15 protein-coding genes and 2 pseudogenes are annotated in these 16,004 nt (G+C 60.9%); 16 read left to right on the forward strand and 1 reads right to left on the reverse strand.

Going from position 1 to position 16,004, the window contains the following annotated elements; all coding sequences use genetic code 11:
* The first annotated feature begins 9 nt into the window (after nucleotides 1-9).
* The 3 genes from PH552_RS07680 (at nucleotide 10) to PH552_RS07690 (ending at nucleotide 3,621) form a co-directional block, all read left to right on the forward strand.
* Nucleotides 10-783, forward strand: a complete 774-nt coding sequence (locus tag PH552_RS07680; RefSeq protein WP_112344741.1) for an SDR family NAD(P)-dependent oxidoreductase — start codon at nucleotides 10-12, stop codon at nucleotides 781-783.
* Between the two features lie 459 nt (nucleotides 784-1,242).
* On the forward strand, nucleotides 1,243-2,583 hold the full coding sequence (locus PH552_RS07685; protein ID WP_183760934.1) for an SAM-dependent methyltransferase: 1,341 nt from the start codon (nucleotides 1,243-1,245) through the stop codon (nucleotides 2,581-2,583).
* A 270-nt stretch (nucleotides 2,584-2,853) separates the two neighbouring features.
* Complete coding sequence (locus PH552_RS07690) at nucleotides 2,854-3,621, forward strand: L,D-transpeptidase (protein ID WP_285165796.1); 768 nt, start codon at nucleotides 2,854-2,856, stop codon at nucleotides 3,619-3,621.
* 89 nt (nucleotides 3,622-3,710) lie between these two features.
* Here PH552_RS07690 and PH552_RS07695 read toward each other — a convergent pair whose 3' ends face one another.
* Nucleotides 3,711-4,607 carry a sugar phosphate isomerase/epimerase family protein gene (locus tag PH552_RS07695; protein WP_183760928.1) on the reverse strand — a complete coding sequence of 299 codons (897 nt, stop codon included), beginning with the start codon at nucleotides 4,605-4,607 and terminating at the stop codon, nucleotides 3,711-3,713.
* 178 nt (nucleotides 4,608-4,785) lie between these two features.
* On the opposite strand from PH552_RS07695, the gene PH552_RS07700 reads away from it, so the two are divergent.
* From PH552_RS07700 to PH552_RS07760, 13 genes and pseudogenes are all read left to right on the forward strand, one after another.
* Entirely contained in the window at nucleotides 4,786-5,856 is a 1,071-nt protein-coding gene (locus tag PH552_RS07700; RefSeq protein WP_285165799.1) for a LacI family DNA-binding transcriptional regulator, read from the forward strand.
* Nucleotides 5,820-6,827, forward strand: a complete 1,008-nt coding sequence (locus tag PH552_RS07705; RefSeq protein WP_112344747.1) for a substrate-binding domain-containing protein — start codon at nucleotides 5,820-5,822, stop codon at nucleotides 6,825-6,827. Before PH552_RS07700 ends, PH552_RS07705 begins: the two co-directional genes overlap by 37 nt.
* A gap of 175 nt (nucleotides 6,828-7,002) precedes the next feature.
* Entirely contained in the window at nucleotides 7,003-8,496 is a 1,494-nt protein-coding gene (locus PH552_RS07710) for a sugar ABC transporter ATP-binding protein (protein ID WP_183760925.1), read from the forward strand.
* On the forward strand, nucleotides 8,489-9,523 hold the full coding sequence (locus tag PH552_RS07715) for an ABC transporter permease (protein WP_183760922.1): 1,035 nt from the start codon (nucleotides 8,489-8,491) through the stop codon (nucleotides 9,521-9,523). The genes PH552_RS07710 and PH552_RS07715 overlap by 8 nt, the downstream gene beginning before the upstream one ends.
* Nucleotides 9,524-9,692: 169 nt before the next feature.
* Nucleotides 9,693-10,574 carry an ABC transporter permease gene (locus PH552_RS07720; protein ID WP_483315484.1) on the forward strand — a complete coding sequence of 294 codons (882 nt, stop codon included), beginning with the start codon at nucleotides 9,693-9,695 and terminating at the stop codon, nucleotides 10,572-10,574.
* Entirely contained in the window at nucleotides 10,571-11,959 is a 1,389-nt protein-coding gene (locus PH552_RS07725) for an FGGY-family carbohydrate kinase (RefSeq protein ID WP_183760916.1), read from the forward strand. The genes PH552_RS07720 and PH552_RS07725 overlap by 4 nt, the downstream gene beginning before the upstream one ends.
* A 32-nt stretch (nucleotides 11,960-11,991) precedes the next feature.
* Nucleotides 11,992-12,648: a class II aldolase/adducin family protein gene (locus PH552_RS07730; RefSeq protein WP_183761284.1), complete on the forward strand. Its 657-nt coding sequence runs from the start codon at nucleotides 11,992-11,994 to the stop codon at nucleotides 12,646-12,648.
* 83 nt (nucleotides 12,649-12,731) lie between these two features.
* Nucleotides 12,732-13,007, forward strand: a complete 276-nt coding sequence (locus PH552_RS07735; protein ID WP_183760914.1) for a type II toxin-antitoxin system ParD family antitoxin — start codon at nucleotides 12,732-12,734, stop codon at nucleotides 13,005-13,007.
* Complete coding sequence (locus PH552_RS07740; protein ID WP_183760911.1) at nucleotides 12,994-13,338, forward strand: type II toxin-antitoxin system RelE/ParE family toxin; 345 nt, start codon at nucleotides 12,994-12,996, stop codon at nucleotides 13,336-13,338. The genes PH552_RS07735 and PH552_RS07740 overlap by 14 nt, the downstream gene beginning before the upstream one ends.
* Nucleotides 13,339-13,487: 149 nt before the next feature.
* A pseudogene (locus tag PH552_RS07745) lies at nucleotides 13,488-13,802 on the forward strand (response regulator); the annotation flags it as partial.
* A pseudogene (locus PH552_RS07750) lies at nucleotides 13,796-14,068 on the forward strand (sensor histidine kinase); the annotation flags it as partial. The pseudogenes PH552_RS07745 and PH552_RS07750, both read left to right, overlap by 7 nt.
* 169 nt (nucleotides 14,069-14,237) lie before the next feature.
* Nucleotides 14,238-14,867, forward strand: a complete 630-nt coding sequence (locus tag PH552_RS07755; RefSeq protein WP_483315485.1) for an ankyrin repeat domain-containing protein — start codon at nucleotides 14,238-14,240, stop codon at nucleotides 14,865-14,867.
* A gap of 90 nt (nucleotides 14,868-14,957) precedes the next feature.
* Nucleotides 14,958-15,794 carry a bifunctional allantoicase/(S)-ureidoglycine aminohydrolase gene (locus tag PH552_RS07760; protein ID WP_112344757.1) on the forward strand — a complete coding sequence of 279 codons (837 nt, stop codon included), beginning with the start codon at nucleotides 14,958-14,960 and terminating at the stop codon, nucleotides 15,792-15,794.
* The last annotated feature ends 210 nt before the right edge of the window (nucleotides 15,795-16,004 follow it).

Below are 16,004 nucleotides of genomic sequence, written 5' to 3' on the forward strand. Positions count from 1 at the left end.
AGCTACGCCATGAGCTACCAGAAAAAATTTCGCCTTGATGGCGAACATGCGGTGGTTACCGGCGGTGGCCGTGCGATCGGCCTTTGCTGCGTGGAGGCGCTGGCCGAGGCCGGAGCGGCCGTCGTCGTCATCGAGCGCGCCGAGGCCGACGCCCGAGAGGCGCTCGCCTTGCGGCAGAAAGGCTACGATATCGACCTGCGGATCGGCGATGTCACCGACTCCGCGCGCATGGAAGCGATCGCCACGGAGCTTGCCGATGGCGGCCGCGCCGCGACGATCCTGGTGAACAATGCCGGGATCGGCCAGAGTGGCATCCCGTCGCAGGACGTCACGGATGCCGATTGGCTGCGCATGATGGACGTGAACGTCAACGGCGTGTTCTGGTGCTCGCGTTCCTTCGGCCGTCACATGGTTGCGATGAAGCGCGGCGCCATCGTCAATCTCGGCTCGATGTCCGGAACCATCTGCAACCGGCCGCAGCCGCAGACGCCATACAATGTGTCCAAGGCGGCCGTCCATCATCTCACACGTTCGATGGCGGCCGAATGGGCTGGGGATGGCGTCAGGGTGAATGCCGTCGCGCCGACCTATATCGAGACGCCGATGGTCATGGCGGTGGAGGCCAATCGCGATCGCATTCCGATCTGGCTTGCCGACACGCCGATGGGGCGAATGGGCACGCCTGAGGAGGTCGCCAGCGCGGTCCTCTTCCTCGCATCGAGCGCAGCAAGCCTGATGACGGGCGCCATCGTCAATGTCGATGCCGGCTTTACCTGCTGGTAGACGTTCCGTTCGATGGAAGAGGTGCGGGCCTGCTTGCGTCCATTCAGATGGGAATGGCCATTACAGCGGCTGGTTTCGTCATGCCCCAGCCTCGTCCGCGGACGAGGCTGGATTGTTTCATTGGCTCCGAGGACCGATCTCTCATATTGCCTTTACGCAGCTTCGGCAGGAAAGCCGCTGAGTGCTTTTTCGGGCATAGTCTCCGTCCCGTGCAGAGACGATGCTTTACAGATGTGAATGAAGGTTCTGAATTCGTCATCGTGTCGATCTGGCGACGATGGCAATACAACCGCATGGGCATTATCACAATCAAGTTTACGCAACCTTGATGTCGCAAATGATCTGGCTATTCTGCCTAATCAGGTAGTACGCTTTCCGCATTGAAATACCGTCTCGGGTTTCTCGGCCGCCCTCGGGCCGCGGAGCCACCCGCAAGGAAACGATAAGCAGGTAGTTTTCATGTTCCTAGAAGCAGCTCTTTCCAGCTTGATCAAAATCGGAACGCTCACGGTCATTTTTCCCGATGGTTCCACGCGCGATTTCGGTACGGGATCGGAACCGCGCGCAACGATGAAAATAAAAACCGCTCGCGCAAAGCGCCGCCTCTTCTTCAATCCTGCCTTGGCGCTCGGCGAGGCCTATATGGATGGCGATGTCGAGCCCGGCTCCGGCGATCTCTTTCAAATGATGGATTTGCTCGTCCTGAACATGATGGAAGGCGGCACCCACCCCTTCAGCAAGATCATGGACAAGGTTCGCTGGCTGCGCCGGCATCTCGATCAGTTGAATTTCGCCGGACGTTCGAAGCGCAATGTTGCCCATCACTACGATCTCGATGCGCGACTCTATTCGCTGATGCTGGACGACGACCGGCAATATTCCTGCGCCTATTTTCCTGTCGGCGATGAGACGCTCGAGGAGGCGCAACTCAAGAAGAAGCGGCATATCGCATCGAAGCTTATGCTGGATCGTCCAGGCCTCGAGGTTCTGGATATCGGCTGCGGTTGGGGCGGCATGGCGCTTTATCTGGCTCGAGAATTCGGAGCGCGGGTAACGGGCCTCACGCTTTCGGAAGAGCAATTGCTGGCGGCGAAGGCGCGTGCGAAGGACGCCGGTCTCGAGCATATGGTGACGTTCGAGCTGCTGGATTACCGGTCATGGACGCGGCCCGTCGACCGCATCGTCTCCGTCGGCATGTTCGAGCATGTCGGTATCAATCACTACCGGACCTTCTTCGACAAGATTCGCGCCGTGCTCAAGGAGGATGGCGTTGCCCTGATCCACGCGATCGGCCGGGCTGACGGGCCGGGCAGCACGAATCCCTGGATCGCAAAGTATATTTTCCCAGGCGGTTATTCGCCGGCGGTCTCCGAAGTCCTGTCCGTGGTCGAAAAGACCGGGCTCTGGACGACCGACATCGAAATCCTTCGTCTCCACTATGCCAAGACCCTTGAGCAATGGCGGCATCGCTTCATGAAGAACAGGGACACCCTGGCAAAGCTCCATGACGAACGGTTCTGTCGGATGTTCGAATTCTATCTGATCGGATCCGAACTTGCCTTCCTCCGCATGGGTCATATGAACTGGCAATTACAGCTGACCAAGAATGTCTCTGCACTGCCATTGGCACGTGACTACATGGTCGATATCGAACGGGCGAGGGCTGTCATCGCAGAGCAGGGGAAGGCGCAGCCGATCGAAGCCGCGAGCGCGCGGGCAAGACGGGATCTGACCGTGCATGACGAACGCAAGCCCCGTCAGCAAAATCAATCCGGTACGGAGTCTTCCCGGAACCTCTAAAAGCAGCCTTCGATGTGGCAGCTGGCGTCCCCTTATCGTGCGGACCGACGCCAGCCGGCATCGGCAAACACGAGGCCGGCTCCGGCGATGGTTCGGTGTGAGTTGGCTGTTCGCGAAAATGTGCGACGTGTGGTCATTGTCTTGGCGGACTTGCCATCACAGATCGCAATTGGCTATGGGGTTATCGCCATAGGATGATTAGACACGTTTGCCTTTCAGCTTCATTGCCTGAAAGGGCGGCACCAATTCGCGGGGATTATCAGGACCGAAATGCACTCAGCCAAGAACGAAAAGACTCTCTCACGACGGGCTTTCATACTCGGATCCATTTCCGCCACCGCAACGCTTGCGGGGTGTGCCACGACGGCTCCGGTTCCGACGCCGATCGCCGCTCCGGCTCGCATGCCGCCCGTCGTTCCCGTCGCTTCGCAAGCTGAGAGCACGATCGCGCCGGATCCGGAACTCGAGGCCCGCTATACCTCTGTGGTTGATGGCGGCCATGTCATTCCGGCGATACCTTATCGAAAACTGGATCCGAAATTTTACCGGCAGCGCGTTCCTGATCCGACCGGAGAGCCGGCCGGCACGGTCGTCGTGGATACCGCGTCGAGATTGCTCTACGTCGTGGAACGTGGCGGCACTGCCATGCGATATGGCGTCGGCATCGGCCGCGACGGCTTTGCATGGGAAGGCGAGGGGATCATTCATTGGCGGCAGCATTGGCCGCGCTGGAAGCCGCCGGGCGACATGATCGCCCGCAAACCGGAACTCGCGAAATATTCGGTTGCCAATGGCGGCATGGATCCGGGCATCAAGAACCCTCTGGGTGCTCGCGCCCTCTATATCTTCCAGAACGGCAAGGATACGCTTTACCGTCTGCATGGTTCGCCGGAATGGCGCTCGATCGGCAAGGCAGCATCGTCCGGCTGCGTTCGCCTGATCAATCAGGATGTCATCGACCTTTACGAGCGTATTCCATACCACGCGCGCATCGTCGTTCATCAGACGCCGCTTCAAAGCAAGGCGATTTCTGCCTGAGAGAGCGGCGCGCCTTCGAGACGGGGGATTGTAAAGCTATAAACGCCTTCTCCCCGAGGAGAGAAGGAGATAGCGAGTGCCTTCAGCGATTAGGGCAGTAGACTGCGCTGCTGGCTTTGACGCTGGGCTTCCTGCGCGGCCTTGAGCTGTGCCTTCGTATACATCAGCGCATGTTCGGCAAGGTCGCGTCCGTCGTCCCAAAGGTTGCGCCAGATGCCGAGAATGCCTTCGAGCGGCTGGCCGACGACGCGGGAGGAGAAGGATTCGAAGGTGATGGGCCCCTTGTAGCCAGAGCGTACCAAAGCCCTGAAGACGCCGGCAAGATCGATCGTGCCAGAGCCCATATAGCCGCGATGGGAATCGCCGGTGTGGAAGTAGCCGAGATGATCGCCGGTTTCGAGGATGGCGGCCTGAATATCGGATTCCTCGATGTTCATGTGGTAGACGTCCAGATGCACTTTCACATTCGGCATGGCGATGCGCTTGCACATTTCCACGCCTTGGGCGGCCGTGTTGAGCACATTGGATTCGTAACGGTTGACCACTTCCAGAACGAGCGTGATGTTGCTTTTTGCCGCCGTTTCGGCCACCTGACGCAGAATGTCGACCGATTGTGCGACGCCGGCAGCCGTCGTCGGCTCGGTATATTTACCGAAGGCCGAGTGCAGGATGCCGCCGATATATTCGCCGCCGCAATCACGGCAGACAGCGATCGCCTGTTCCAGCTTTTCCTTGCCGCGCCGACCCTTCTCCTTGTCGCCGCTTGAAATGTCGCTGTCGAAATCGAGGCCGAGCGAGAAATTGATGCCGATGCCGCTTTTTTCCAGCTGGCGGCGTGTGAATTCAGGATCGATCAGGCTGGGATCGAGCGCCGGCGCCTCGATGAAATCATAGCCTACCTCGGCGCTCTTTGCGATCGCGCGGGCGCATTCGTCGCGGCTCCAGCCAGCCTCCCAGACCAGCGCGTGAACTCCCAGCTTGTTCATGATCGTCCTCCCGGTTTCGTGGATGCAAAAGAAATTGCTGCAATGCAAAGGAAATGAATCGTTTTATACTTGAAAACGTCCACATTGACACCGCACCTATACAGGCATAGCCTACAATAAAACGTTTCACCAGAATTTTTGCAATATCAATCGGAGATTGGTCGTGGAGGAGGGGAAAGTGTCGAAATCGCGAACCCCTTCCATCAAGATGGTGGCCGACAGGGCCGGCGTTTCGGTAGCAACCGTCTCGAATGTCCTCAATGGCAAGCCCACGGTCTCTCCGGACTTTGCCCGGCGCGTGAACGATGCGGTGCGCGAGCTCGGCTATGTCGTCGATCTTGGCGCGTCGCGGCTGCGTTCGCGTAAGACCCAGCTTGTCGGCGTCGTCGTGCCGGATCTGACCAATCCGATGTTTGCCTCCTTCGTCTCCACGCTGGAACATCTGGCGCGCCTGGACGATTACGATCTGGTCGTCGTGTCGGCACGCAACGACACCGAGGAGGAGGCCGATCGCCTGCGCAAGATCCGTGCCTGGCGCCCGGCCGGTCTGATCGTCATTCCCTGCGACGGCGCCTTTGCCGAGCGGTTGCCGACCGGCTTTTTCGCGCCGGTCGTCCTTGCCGACCGCATACCGGATGCGGCTGGGTTCGATCTCATTGCGGTCGATAACGGTCCGGCCGCCGGCGCGATCGCCGCCCATCTCGATGGACGGGGTTATCGCGATTGTCTGATTGTCGGCAGCAGCCTTTCAATCAGCAATGTGCGCGAACGCTGGGAGGGCGTGCAGGCGGCAGCCAGGCGCATGCATGTCGAAATGCTGGAGATCGGCATCGATGATGCCAACGGTGCGCAGCGTCTCGAAGAGCGGCTTCGCCGTCGTCCGCTGCCCGGCGCGCTGTTTTCGCTCGACCACGGCACGACGCTCCTGACTTATCGCGCCATGTCGGAGATCGGACTTTCCGTGCCCGGGGATCTCGCTTTTGCGAGCTTTGACGATATGGAATGGATGCAGCTGGTCGCACCCGGCATCACGGCCGTGCGCCAGCCTATCGAGGAAATGGCCGAACAGGCCTGGGCGCTGCTCTTGCGGCGCATGACCGGCTCTGCCGGAAAACCGGTTACACGGCGCCTGCGCTGCGCCATCGAGATCCGCGGCTCGACGCTGCGGAGCCCGCTTGAGGAGGCGGGTAACACGAAACTGGGAGGAGAAAAATGGAAGTTACAAGACGAACCATACTCACCGGAATAGGCGGCGCCGTCGTCGCCGGGACGCTCGGCGCTACGATCGGGGTTGCCCAGGCGGCCGAGCCGCAGGTCGGCGTCGTCGTCAAGATCGGCGGTATTCCCTGGTTCAATGCCATGGAAGTCGGCATCAAGAAGGCTGCACCGGAATTCAAGGCGAATGCCTGGATGGTCGGACCGACGCAGGCGGATGCCGCCCAGCAGGTCCGCGCGATCGAGGATCTGATTGCCCGCAAGGTCGCCGTCATCGGCATCGTTCCGAATGATTCCGCCGCACTCGATCCCGTTCTCGGCAGGGCGAGGGCAGCCGGCATCAAGGTACTGGCCCACGAAGGTCCGAGCCAGAAGGAAGCGGATTGGGACTTTGAACTGACGACCATCGAGGGCTACGGCCAGGCGCATATGGACCTGCTGGCGAAGCAGATGGGCGAGGAAGGTAAATACATCGTCTATGTCGGTTCGCTGACGGTTCCGCTGCATAATGCCTGGGCGGATGCGGCGATCGCCTATCAGAAGCAGAAATATCCAAAGATGCAGATGCTCGGCGACCGCTTCGGCGTGGCCGAGAGCCTGGATGAAAGCATCAAGACCACGCAGGATCAGCTGCGTGCGCATCCGGACCTCAAGGGTATCCTGACATTCGGCTCGCAGGGGCCGATCGGTGCGGCGCGCGTTCTCGACGATCGCGAAAAGGCGAAGTCGATCGTGCTGGTCGGCGGCTTCTCGCCGGGGCAGGGCGTCAAATATGTCAAGTCCGGCACGATCCGCGGCGGCTTCATCTGGAATCCGATGACGGCAGGCGAAATCTTCGTCCAGCTTGCCTCTCTGCTCGCCGCCGGCAAGGAGCCGACCGACAATATGGAGCTGACCGGCGTCGGCAAGGTCCGCGTCTATCCGGACAAGAAGCTCATCCAGGCCCAGAAGCTGGAGTCGCTCGATAAGGAGAATATCGACCGGCTCGTAGCGCTTGGTCTCTAAAGCATTTCCAGGAAAAGTGCGCAGCGGTTTTCCGTTCGGAATGCGTAAGAAACCAAGAGGATAGAGCTTTTCCGCAATTCGAAGAAAAGCGGAAAAGTTCTGGCTGTTCCTCCCGAGGGCCGGCGGTTGGCGTGGATGCCGCCGCCGGCCAACCCATCCCAATCGGAGTGGATCGATGAGCGATGATATTCCGTTTCTGCGATTGACCGGGCTGTCCAAGCGGTTCGGGGGCGTGCGCGCATTGGAAGAGGTCGACTGGGACGTGCGGCCCGGCGAAATCCATTGCCTTGTCGGTGAAAACGGTTGCGGCAAGTCGACACTCATCAAAACGGTGGCCGGCGTGCACCCGCCCACAGCAGGCATGATCGAGATCGAAGGCAAGCCGGTTCTGCCGCTGGACCCGGCCGGCGCCAAGGCTTTGGGAATCCAGGTGATCTTTCAGGATCTGTCGCTGTTTCCCAACCTGTCCGTTGTCGAAAACATTGCCATCGAGAGCCATCTCGATCGACTTGTAAAGCCGGTCAACTGGAGGCAGATGCGCGAGAAGGCCGGCACCGTGCTGGCAAGGCTCGGCTTTGCGCTCGACCTCGATCTGGTGGTGTCCGATCTCTCGGTGGCCGAGCGCCAGATCGTTGCCATCGCGCGCGGCCTTGCCGCCGAGGCGCGGCTGATCTTCATGGACGAGCCGACGGCGTCGCTGACGCGCGCGGAGGTCGACCGTCTGCTTGATATTGTCGGACGGCTCAAGGCCGATGGCATAGCTGTCGTCTTCGTCTCCCACCGGCTCGACGAGGTGGTCGAGATCGCCGAGCGCGTCACCGTGATGCGTGACGCCCGCAAGGTCGGCACCTGGCCTGCCGATCAGATGAACGAGAAGAAGATCGCGCATCTGATGACAGGGCTCGATATCGATCATTCGATCGTCGCCCGCGACATGGGCGAAGCGCAGCCTGTCCTCGAGGTCAGCGGCTTGTCGCGCCGCGGTGAGTTCGCCGATATCGATTTCACTCTTCACCGCGGCGAGGTGCTCGGCATCTCCGGATTGCTGGGATCGGGGCGCACCGAACTGGCATTGACGCTGTTCGGAATGCATCGTGCCGAAAGCGGCAGCATCCGTCTCGAGGGCGCACAGCTTACGCTTCGCTCCAATCGTGACGCGGTGCGTGCCGGCATTGCTTATGTCTCCGAGGATCGTCTGAGCCTCGGCGTCATCCTGCAGCAGTCGATCGGCGACAACATCATGCTTGCAGTCATGAGGGGCATGGCAAACCAGCTGGGGCTTATTCCCGACAGGACACGCAGGCAGCTTGCCGAAGATTGGGTGAAGCGGCTCGCCATCAAGGTCCCTTCCACCGATCGCGCCGTACAGACGCTTTCAGGCGGCAATCAGCAGCGGGTCGTTTTGGCAAAATGGCTCGCCACGCGGCCGAAGGTTCTGATCCTCGATTCCCCGACCGTCGGCGTCGATATCAAGAACAAGCAGGGCATCTACGATGTGGTGGCCGATCTCGCCCGCCAGGGCGTCGCCATCATCCTCATCTCCGATGAAGTGTCCGAGCTGTTTGCGACCTGCGACCGCATCCTGCACATGCGCGCCGGCCGCATCGTCGGCGAAGCGGTGCCCGGAAACGTCAGCGAGGCCGATATGAAGGAGCGCATCTATGCATGAGCACAGCAAGACGGTCGGATCATCCTTCGTCGCGCAATTGAAGCGCCGCCCCGAAACATGGCTGCTGGCCGTCATTGTTCTGATGATGCTCGTCTTCTCGTTGACGGCGCGAGATTTTCTGACGCTCGCCAATCTCATCGACCTCCTTGAAACCTATTCCGTGCAGGCGATCATGGCGATGGGGCTTTTCGTCGTGCTGGTTTCGGGCGGCATCGACATCTCCTTCGCCGCAACCGCCTCAGTGGCGCAATATTGCGCGGCATTGCTGGCAACGCAGTTCGGCTATTCCGCACCCGCCGTCATTGTCTGCGGCCTGGCGATCGGTGTCGGCCTCGGCTGCCTGAATGCGCTGCTGGTCCACTACGTGCGCATCACGTCGATCATCGCCACGATCGCCATGATGAGCGTCAGCTTTTCATTGCTGATGTATTTCTCCGGCGGCAAATCGATCTACACGTTGCCGGATTGGTGGACGAACCGCATCGTGTTCTGGCGCATGGAGACGGCATCGGGCGATATCGTCCGCCTGACGCTGCCGATCGTCGCCATGGTGGTGGTGACGCTGTTCACCTGGGCATGGATGACGCGGTCTTCGGTCGGCCGTCAGCTCTATGCCATGGGCGGCAATGGCGAGGCGGCACGACGGATCGGCATGAATATCGGCCGCCTGCAATTCGTCGCCTACGGCTATCTCGGATTGATGGCGGCGATCGCGGGCCTCCTGCAGGCGCACCGGGTCGGCGAAAGCGTGCCCAATGCCATGTACAATACGGAACTTGCGGTATTGTCCGCCGCGGTGCTCGGCGGCGCCAGCCTGACGGGCGGCGTCGGTACCGTGCCCGGCGTGCTGCTCGGCATCGTTCTGCTGGCCGTCCTGCAGAACGGGCTCAACCTGCTCGGCGTCTCCTCTTATTTCTTCCAGATCGTCATCGGCATCACCATCCTGGTTTCGACGTCGATCACCGTGATCAGCTCGCGTCCGGGCCGCCGCCATCGCATCATCGCCGGAGCGTCGTCCAATGGCTGAGCACCCGCTTCTCTATAACATCAACAGCGGCCTTGCGGATCTGATGGCGCGCGTGCGGACGGGCATTCCCGGTGCGCATACCGGGCTGGTCGTCCTGCTGATCCTTCTCGTCGCCGGCTTCTCGCTGTTCATTCCGAATTTTGCTTCGATCGGCACGTTGCAGTCCTTCATGTACCAGCTGCCGCTGCTCGGACTATTGTCTCTGGCGATGATGGCGCCGCTGATAACGGGCGGGCTCAATCTGGCGATCATCGCCACGACGAACCAATGCGCGCTGCTGATGGCCTTCACCATGCAGAGCCTGATCACGCCAGACAGCGGCACCGGGACGGCAATTGCCGTGATCGCCCTGGCACTTGTTGCCGGTCTCGCATTGTGCCTGCTTATCGGCTTCGTCACCGGTCTGCTCATCGCCTATACCGGTGTCCATCCGATCCTGATCACGCTTGGCACGAAATCGCTGATCGACGGGATCAGCATCTATCTCACGCGTGGCATGGCACTTTCAGGCATACCGGACGGTTTCAGCCGTATCGGCACGGCCACAATTATCGGCGTGCCGATGATCTTCCTGCTGCTGATCGTCGTGGCGGTCATCGTCAGCCTCATATTGCGGCGTACCGCCTTCGGCGTCTCCTGCGCCATGATCGGTTCCAATATCGAAGCCGCGCGCTATTCGGCGATCGATACGCGTCGGGTGCTGGTCGGCGTCTATGTCATGTCGAGCCTCATCTGCTTCTTCGCCGCCTTGGTCATGCTGGCGACCTTCAATTCGGCAAGCGCGGATTATGCGCAATCCTATCTGCTCGTGACGATCCTTGCGGCCGTGCTTGGCGGCGTCGATCCATTCGGCGGCTTCGGCACGGCCGGCGGGTTGATGCTGGCGCTGGCGATCCTGCAGGTCATCTCCTCGGGCTTCAACCAGTTCGGCCTCAGCAACTATCTGACGGTCGCGATATGGGGCGGCATTCTCATCTTGGTCGCCATGGTTCAGACGGTACGGCCCTATCTCATGGGGCTGCTGCCAGCACGTTTTCTCGGTCCGAAATGAGCATCGTCGCGGTTTTTGACATCGGCAAGACGAATGTGAAGTTGTCGGCGGCAACCGATGATGGTCGCGTGCTGGACACGTTGTCGACGCCGAACAAGGTCAAGGACGGACCGCCTTATCGCCATCACGACCTTGATGAACTCGAAGCTTGGCTCATCGATAGCCTGGCTGCATTGGCCAAACGGCATGACATAGGCGCGATCGTCACCTGCGCGCATGGTTCCGGCGGCGTGCTGGTCGGCGGGCAGGGTGCGGCAATGCCGATGATCGACTACGAGCAGCCCATACCCGCCGATGTCGACGCCTGCTACAGGACGATCGTCGGCCCCTATCGCGAAAGGGCGAGCGCCATCATGTTGGGTGCGGCGCATCTCGCGCGACAAATGCTCTGGCAGGAAATGCACTGGCCAGAGACATTCGCAGCCGCCAGCGCCTATCTCGCCACCCCGCAATATTGGGCCTTTCGCCTGTCCGGGGTCTTGTCAAGCGAGGTTACGAGCCTGGCGGCGCAGTCGCATCTTTGGGCCTCGGCCGATGGGCGGCCGGCTACGCTCGTCGAAAGCCGTGGCTGGCAGCGCCTCATGCCGCCGATGCGGCGCGCCTGGGAAACGCTTGGGCCTTTGAAGCCGGAGTTGGCCAGACGCTGCGGCCTGCAGGCAACGACGCGCATCCTATGCGGCGTGCATGACTCCTCGGCGAACTTCTACCGTTACCAGGCCGCCGATCTCTCCGATTTCATGGTCATTTCGACGGGCACATGGATCGTCGCGCTCACGGATCGCCTCGGCGTCGATTTCGATGTCGAGTTACCCGGTCACTCCTGCAATGCCGATGTGTTCGGCAATCCGATGCCCGGCATGCTCACCATGGGCGGGCGCGAATTTTCCGCCGTCGCCGCAAAGGCCTCAGGCCCAGCGTCGCTGCAGGCGGTGCGGAGGATCGTCGCCTCAGGCACTTTTGCGCTGCCGACCTTCGGCTCGGACGACGGGCTCTTTCCCGGCACGGCGCATCGCGGCCGTCTGCAAGGTCCGCTTGCGGAGGATGAGGATGTGCGTTTCACGCTCGCCATGGTCTATTCGGCGCTGCTGACGGCAGCCTGCATCCGGGATCTGCCTCCCGCGGGAACGGTGGTACTTGACGGCAACTTTGTCGTCGATCCTCTCTATGGCGCCGCCGTTGCGGCCCTTTTGCCCGAACGGCGGGTGCTTGTGAGCCGCAGCACGACCGGCACGGCGACGGGCGCTGCCATGCTCGCCGCCCATGAGAAGCGCACTTCGCCGGCGCCACTCGCCGCCGAAGCGCCGGATATTTCCGACTTTCCCGAACTTTCATCCTATCAGCGCCGCTGGCAGGCGCTGATCAAGACCATGGAGCAAATATCGTGACGACTTATGACGACAATGCCCTGCGCGAGGAAATGGTAGCGATCTGCCGCCGGATGAACGCGTCCGGCATCAACCAGGGAACGGCGGGCAACATGTCCGTGCGCAATCCCAAGGGTTTCCTGATCACGCCAACATCTCTCCCCTACGACGTGATGCAGCCGAAGGACCTGGTGCAGATGTATTTTGACGGCAGCTACGAGGGCGAACGCCGGCCGTCGTCGGAATGGCGCTTTCATCGCGATATCCTTGCCTCCCGCCAGGATATCGAATGCGTTCTCCACTGCCACTCGGTCTATGCGACCACGCTCGCCGTGCACCACAAGACCATCCCCAGCTTCCACTACATGACCGGTGTCGCCGGAGGTACGACGATCCGCTGCGCGCGCTATGCTACCTTCGGCACCCAGGCGCTTTCGGATGCGGCCATCGAGGCGCTGCAGGACAGGCTCGCCTGCCTGCTCGGTCAGCATGGCCAGATCTCGCTCGGCACGACGCCCGCGGCAGCGCTTGCCCTTGCTATCGAGGTCGAAACCCTGTCGCGCCTTTATGTTCAGGCATTGACGCTCGGCGAGCCTCCCATTCTCGATGACGAGGAGATGGCGCGCGTCATCCAGCAGATGAAGAATATGAGCTATGGGATGGCGCCTGATCTGGGCGGCGTCAACGATACGGCCAAACACCGGCAATAGGGCCAACGCTCCAGATCTTCCGGACACGACGCCTTAACATATATGCGACTGGGTCGCACTTTAACGCTTGAAGGAGATAGACAGTGAGCGTCAAGTCGTCGATATCGTTGACCGAGCAGCAAGATGCGTTTGCCCGCTCGCTCGTCGAAACGGGTCGCTATTCCAGCTTGAGCTCTGTCCTCCAGCAGGGTCTGGAGCTGCTTCGGCAGAAAACCGAGGCGGAGGCGGCAGAGACGGAGGCGCTCCGCATGCTCATCCAGCACAGGGTCGACGAGCCGAAAATCTCGGCAATGGACATGGAAGAGCGGATCGCAAGCATGATCGAGCGGAAACGGCGCGCTCTTCGTGTGGAATCTTGAATATTCAAAAGACGCGGACCGCGACTTCGAGCTGATCTTCGATCATCTGTTCGTGGCCTATATCGACTTGGGGGATACGCCCGAGGAAGCTCTCGAGCGCGCCGCCGAGCGTATCCATGCGCTTCGTCTGGCGATCGATCGGCTGGTCGAGACGCCGCACATCGGAACGTTGCGATCGGATATCCATCCCGGCATTCGCTTCCTGCGGCGTGACGGGGCTGCAGTCTGGTTTCTGCCGATCGAGGAACGTCGGGCGTTTGTCGTCGCCGCGATTTTCTTTGGCGGCCAGGGTCACATCAGGCGGATGCTGGCGCGTTTGCTGGAAAATTAGCGACCGGCTCGATCGCGTCCCCACCGCGCGCAGCCGGCAAGAGTCAACGCAACGCAGTATCCCTTCGCAAATCTGCGTGTAATGTAGCTGCAATCTTTGGCTGTCAGTGGGGCAAAGGACGGCAAGCGCCATTCTTTGGGGAAACATCGTTGCGAATCTTGCTTCTTGAGGATGAGCCCGAGATGGCTCTCGCGCTTCTCGAGGCGCTGAGACGCCGCGACGTGCTTGCCGATCATGTCCGGACGATTGCGGATGCCGAGGCGATGGCCCGTCTCGGGACCTATGATGTCCTGGTCCTGGATCGTCGCCTGCCGGATGGTGAGGGTCTCGATCTTGTTGCCGCGCTTCGTCAGCACAGGCATCCCGTGCCGATCCTCGTTCTGACCGCTCTCGGCACCGTCGATCATCGTGTGAACGGACTTGACAGCGGAGCCGACGATTATCTTGCCAAGCCTTTCGCGATGGTGCTGCCGGCACGATCGATGTCTGCGATGAAGGTCCAGGCATACCGCAGGCGGAGCGCGATCGCGTTTTCGAACCGTTTCGCCGCATCAATGCCAGCTCCTCCGGAGCAGGCCTGGGGTTGAATCTGGTCAAGAAGGCGGACGAGATTCACGGCGGACGCGTTTTATTCCTCGATACCGGCCAAGGCTTCTGCGTGCGGCTTGAGATCGGCTCCATCCCTCCCACGGTCGTGGTGGCGGACAAGGGCTGGCGCGGAAAACGGTGAGGCTATGGCAAGGCCATAGCAACGGAAAATCCTGAAAGTGTTTTCATTTTCTCAGTGGTCCCGGCTTTGATATTCGATTTTCCGAAGCGGAGTTCCCTGCTAGATTCAGACAGAACCACCAACGGGATGAGGCATGTTGAAATTTTTGCTGTCGGCCTGGCTTTTCCTGATGGCTGTCTGCACTCCTTTCCTTGCCTTCGGCGATACAATGGATCTTCGACTACATAAGGCGGCCGCGGCGGGCGATGTCGCCGCCATCCGGGAACTGCTCGTCAGCGGTGCTGCCATCGAGGCGCGGGACGCAAGCGGCGCGACGGCACTGCTTGTCGCGACACATGGCAACCAGGTGGAGGCCGCACGGGCGCTGATCGAGGCTGGCGCCGACGTCAATGCCAAGGACGAGATTGAGGATAGTCCCTATCTCTATGCCGGCGCCCGCGGCCATCTCGACATTCTAAAGCTCACCCTTGCCCATGGTGCGGATCTCAAAAGCATCAATCGCTATGGCGGCACGGCGCTCATTCCCGCGTCCGAGCGCGGCCATGTCAAAACGGTCGATACCTTGATCAAGGCCGGCGTCGATGTCGATCACGTCAACTGGCTCGGTTGGACGGCCCTGCTGGAGGCGATCATCCTCAGTGACGGCGGTGCATCTCACGTTCGGATCGTCGAACTGCTGATCGGTGCCGGCGCAAACGTCGATCTCGCGGACAATGATGGCGTGACGCCGCTCCAGCATGCCCGCAACCGCGGCTACGGCAAGATCGTGAAACTGCTTGAGAAGGCGGGGGCCACGTGACGTGGCATTTCCGGCTGTAGCGCAATCCGCTATATGGCGAAGGCGCATGCCGCAGCCTCCGCGAAACCATGAGAATGAAGGGTCCAGACGATGCAAAGAAACTACTATTCCTCCCTCGGCGGCCATCCGCCGCAGAGCGATCTCCTGACGGGGAGGGCGGTATTCACGGAGGCCTATGCCGTCATCCCCAAGGGGGTAATGCAGGACATCGTCACCAGCTATCTGCCCTTCTGGAACGACACCCGCTGTTGGGTGATCGCCCGGCCGCTCTCGGGTTTCGCCGAGACCTTTTCGCAATATGTCATGGAGGTGGCGCCGGGTGGCGGCAGCGACAGGCCGGAACAGGATGCAGAGGCCGAAGGCGTGCTTTTCGTCGTCGATGGCGAGATCGAACTGACCCTGCCTTCCGGCAAGCATGTCCTCCAGCCGGGCGGCTACGCCTTCCTGCCTCCGGGCCTGACGTGGTCGCTGCACAACCGTGCAGGCGCGCATGCCCGCTTTCATTGGATTCGCAAGGCCTATGAGGCCGTCGAGGGATTGGATTACCCGCAGCCGCTTATCCTCAACGAGAAGGACATCACGCCGTCGGCCATGCCAGGCACCGAGGGAGGTTGGGCGACCACCCGCTTCGTCGATCCCTCCGACCTGCGTCACGACATGCATGTGACGATCGTCACCCTGCAGCCCGGCGCCGTCATTCCCTTTGCGGAAACCCATGTCATGGAGCATGGTCTCTATGTGCTGGAGGGCAAGGCCGTCTATCGCCTGAACCAGGATTGGGTCGAGGTGGAGGCTGGCGACTTCATGTGGCTGCGTGCCTTCTGCCCGCAGGCCTGCTATGCCGGCGGTCCCGGCCCCTTCCGCTACCTGCTCTACAAGGATGTCAACCGCCACATGGCGCTTCGTCCCTTCGGCTCGCGCCGTTAAGCCCGAGCGTATCGGGAACCCCGGCGCTTTGGGCGCCGGGCTTTGCCCGCTCGGCGGCTATTGCCCGCGTGCTGCCTCGCTCGACGCGAATATTATCGGCTGTCAGTTTTGTCACCCGGTTTTGGCATGTCATAGCCCGCGGGCAGCTCTACGAAGAATATGCGCATGCCGGCGAGGTGGACGTATCAGACGCTGCTTTTACGGACGCTT

Origin of the sequence: Rhizobium aureum (genome assembly GCF_030182495.1) — a bacterium.
Taxonomy (GTDB): domain Bacteria; phylum Pseudomonadota; class Alphaproteobacteria; order Rhizobiales; family Rhizobiaceae; genus Rhizobium; species Rhizobium tropici_C.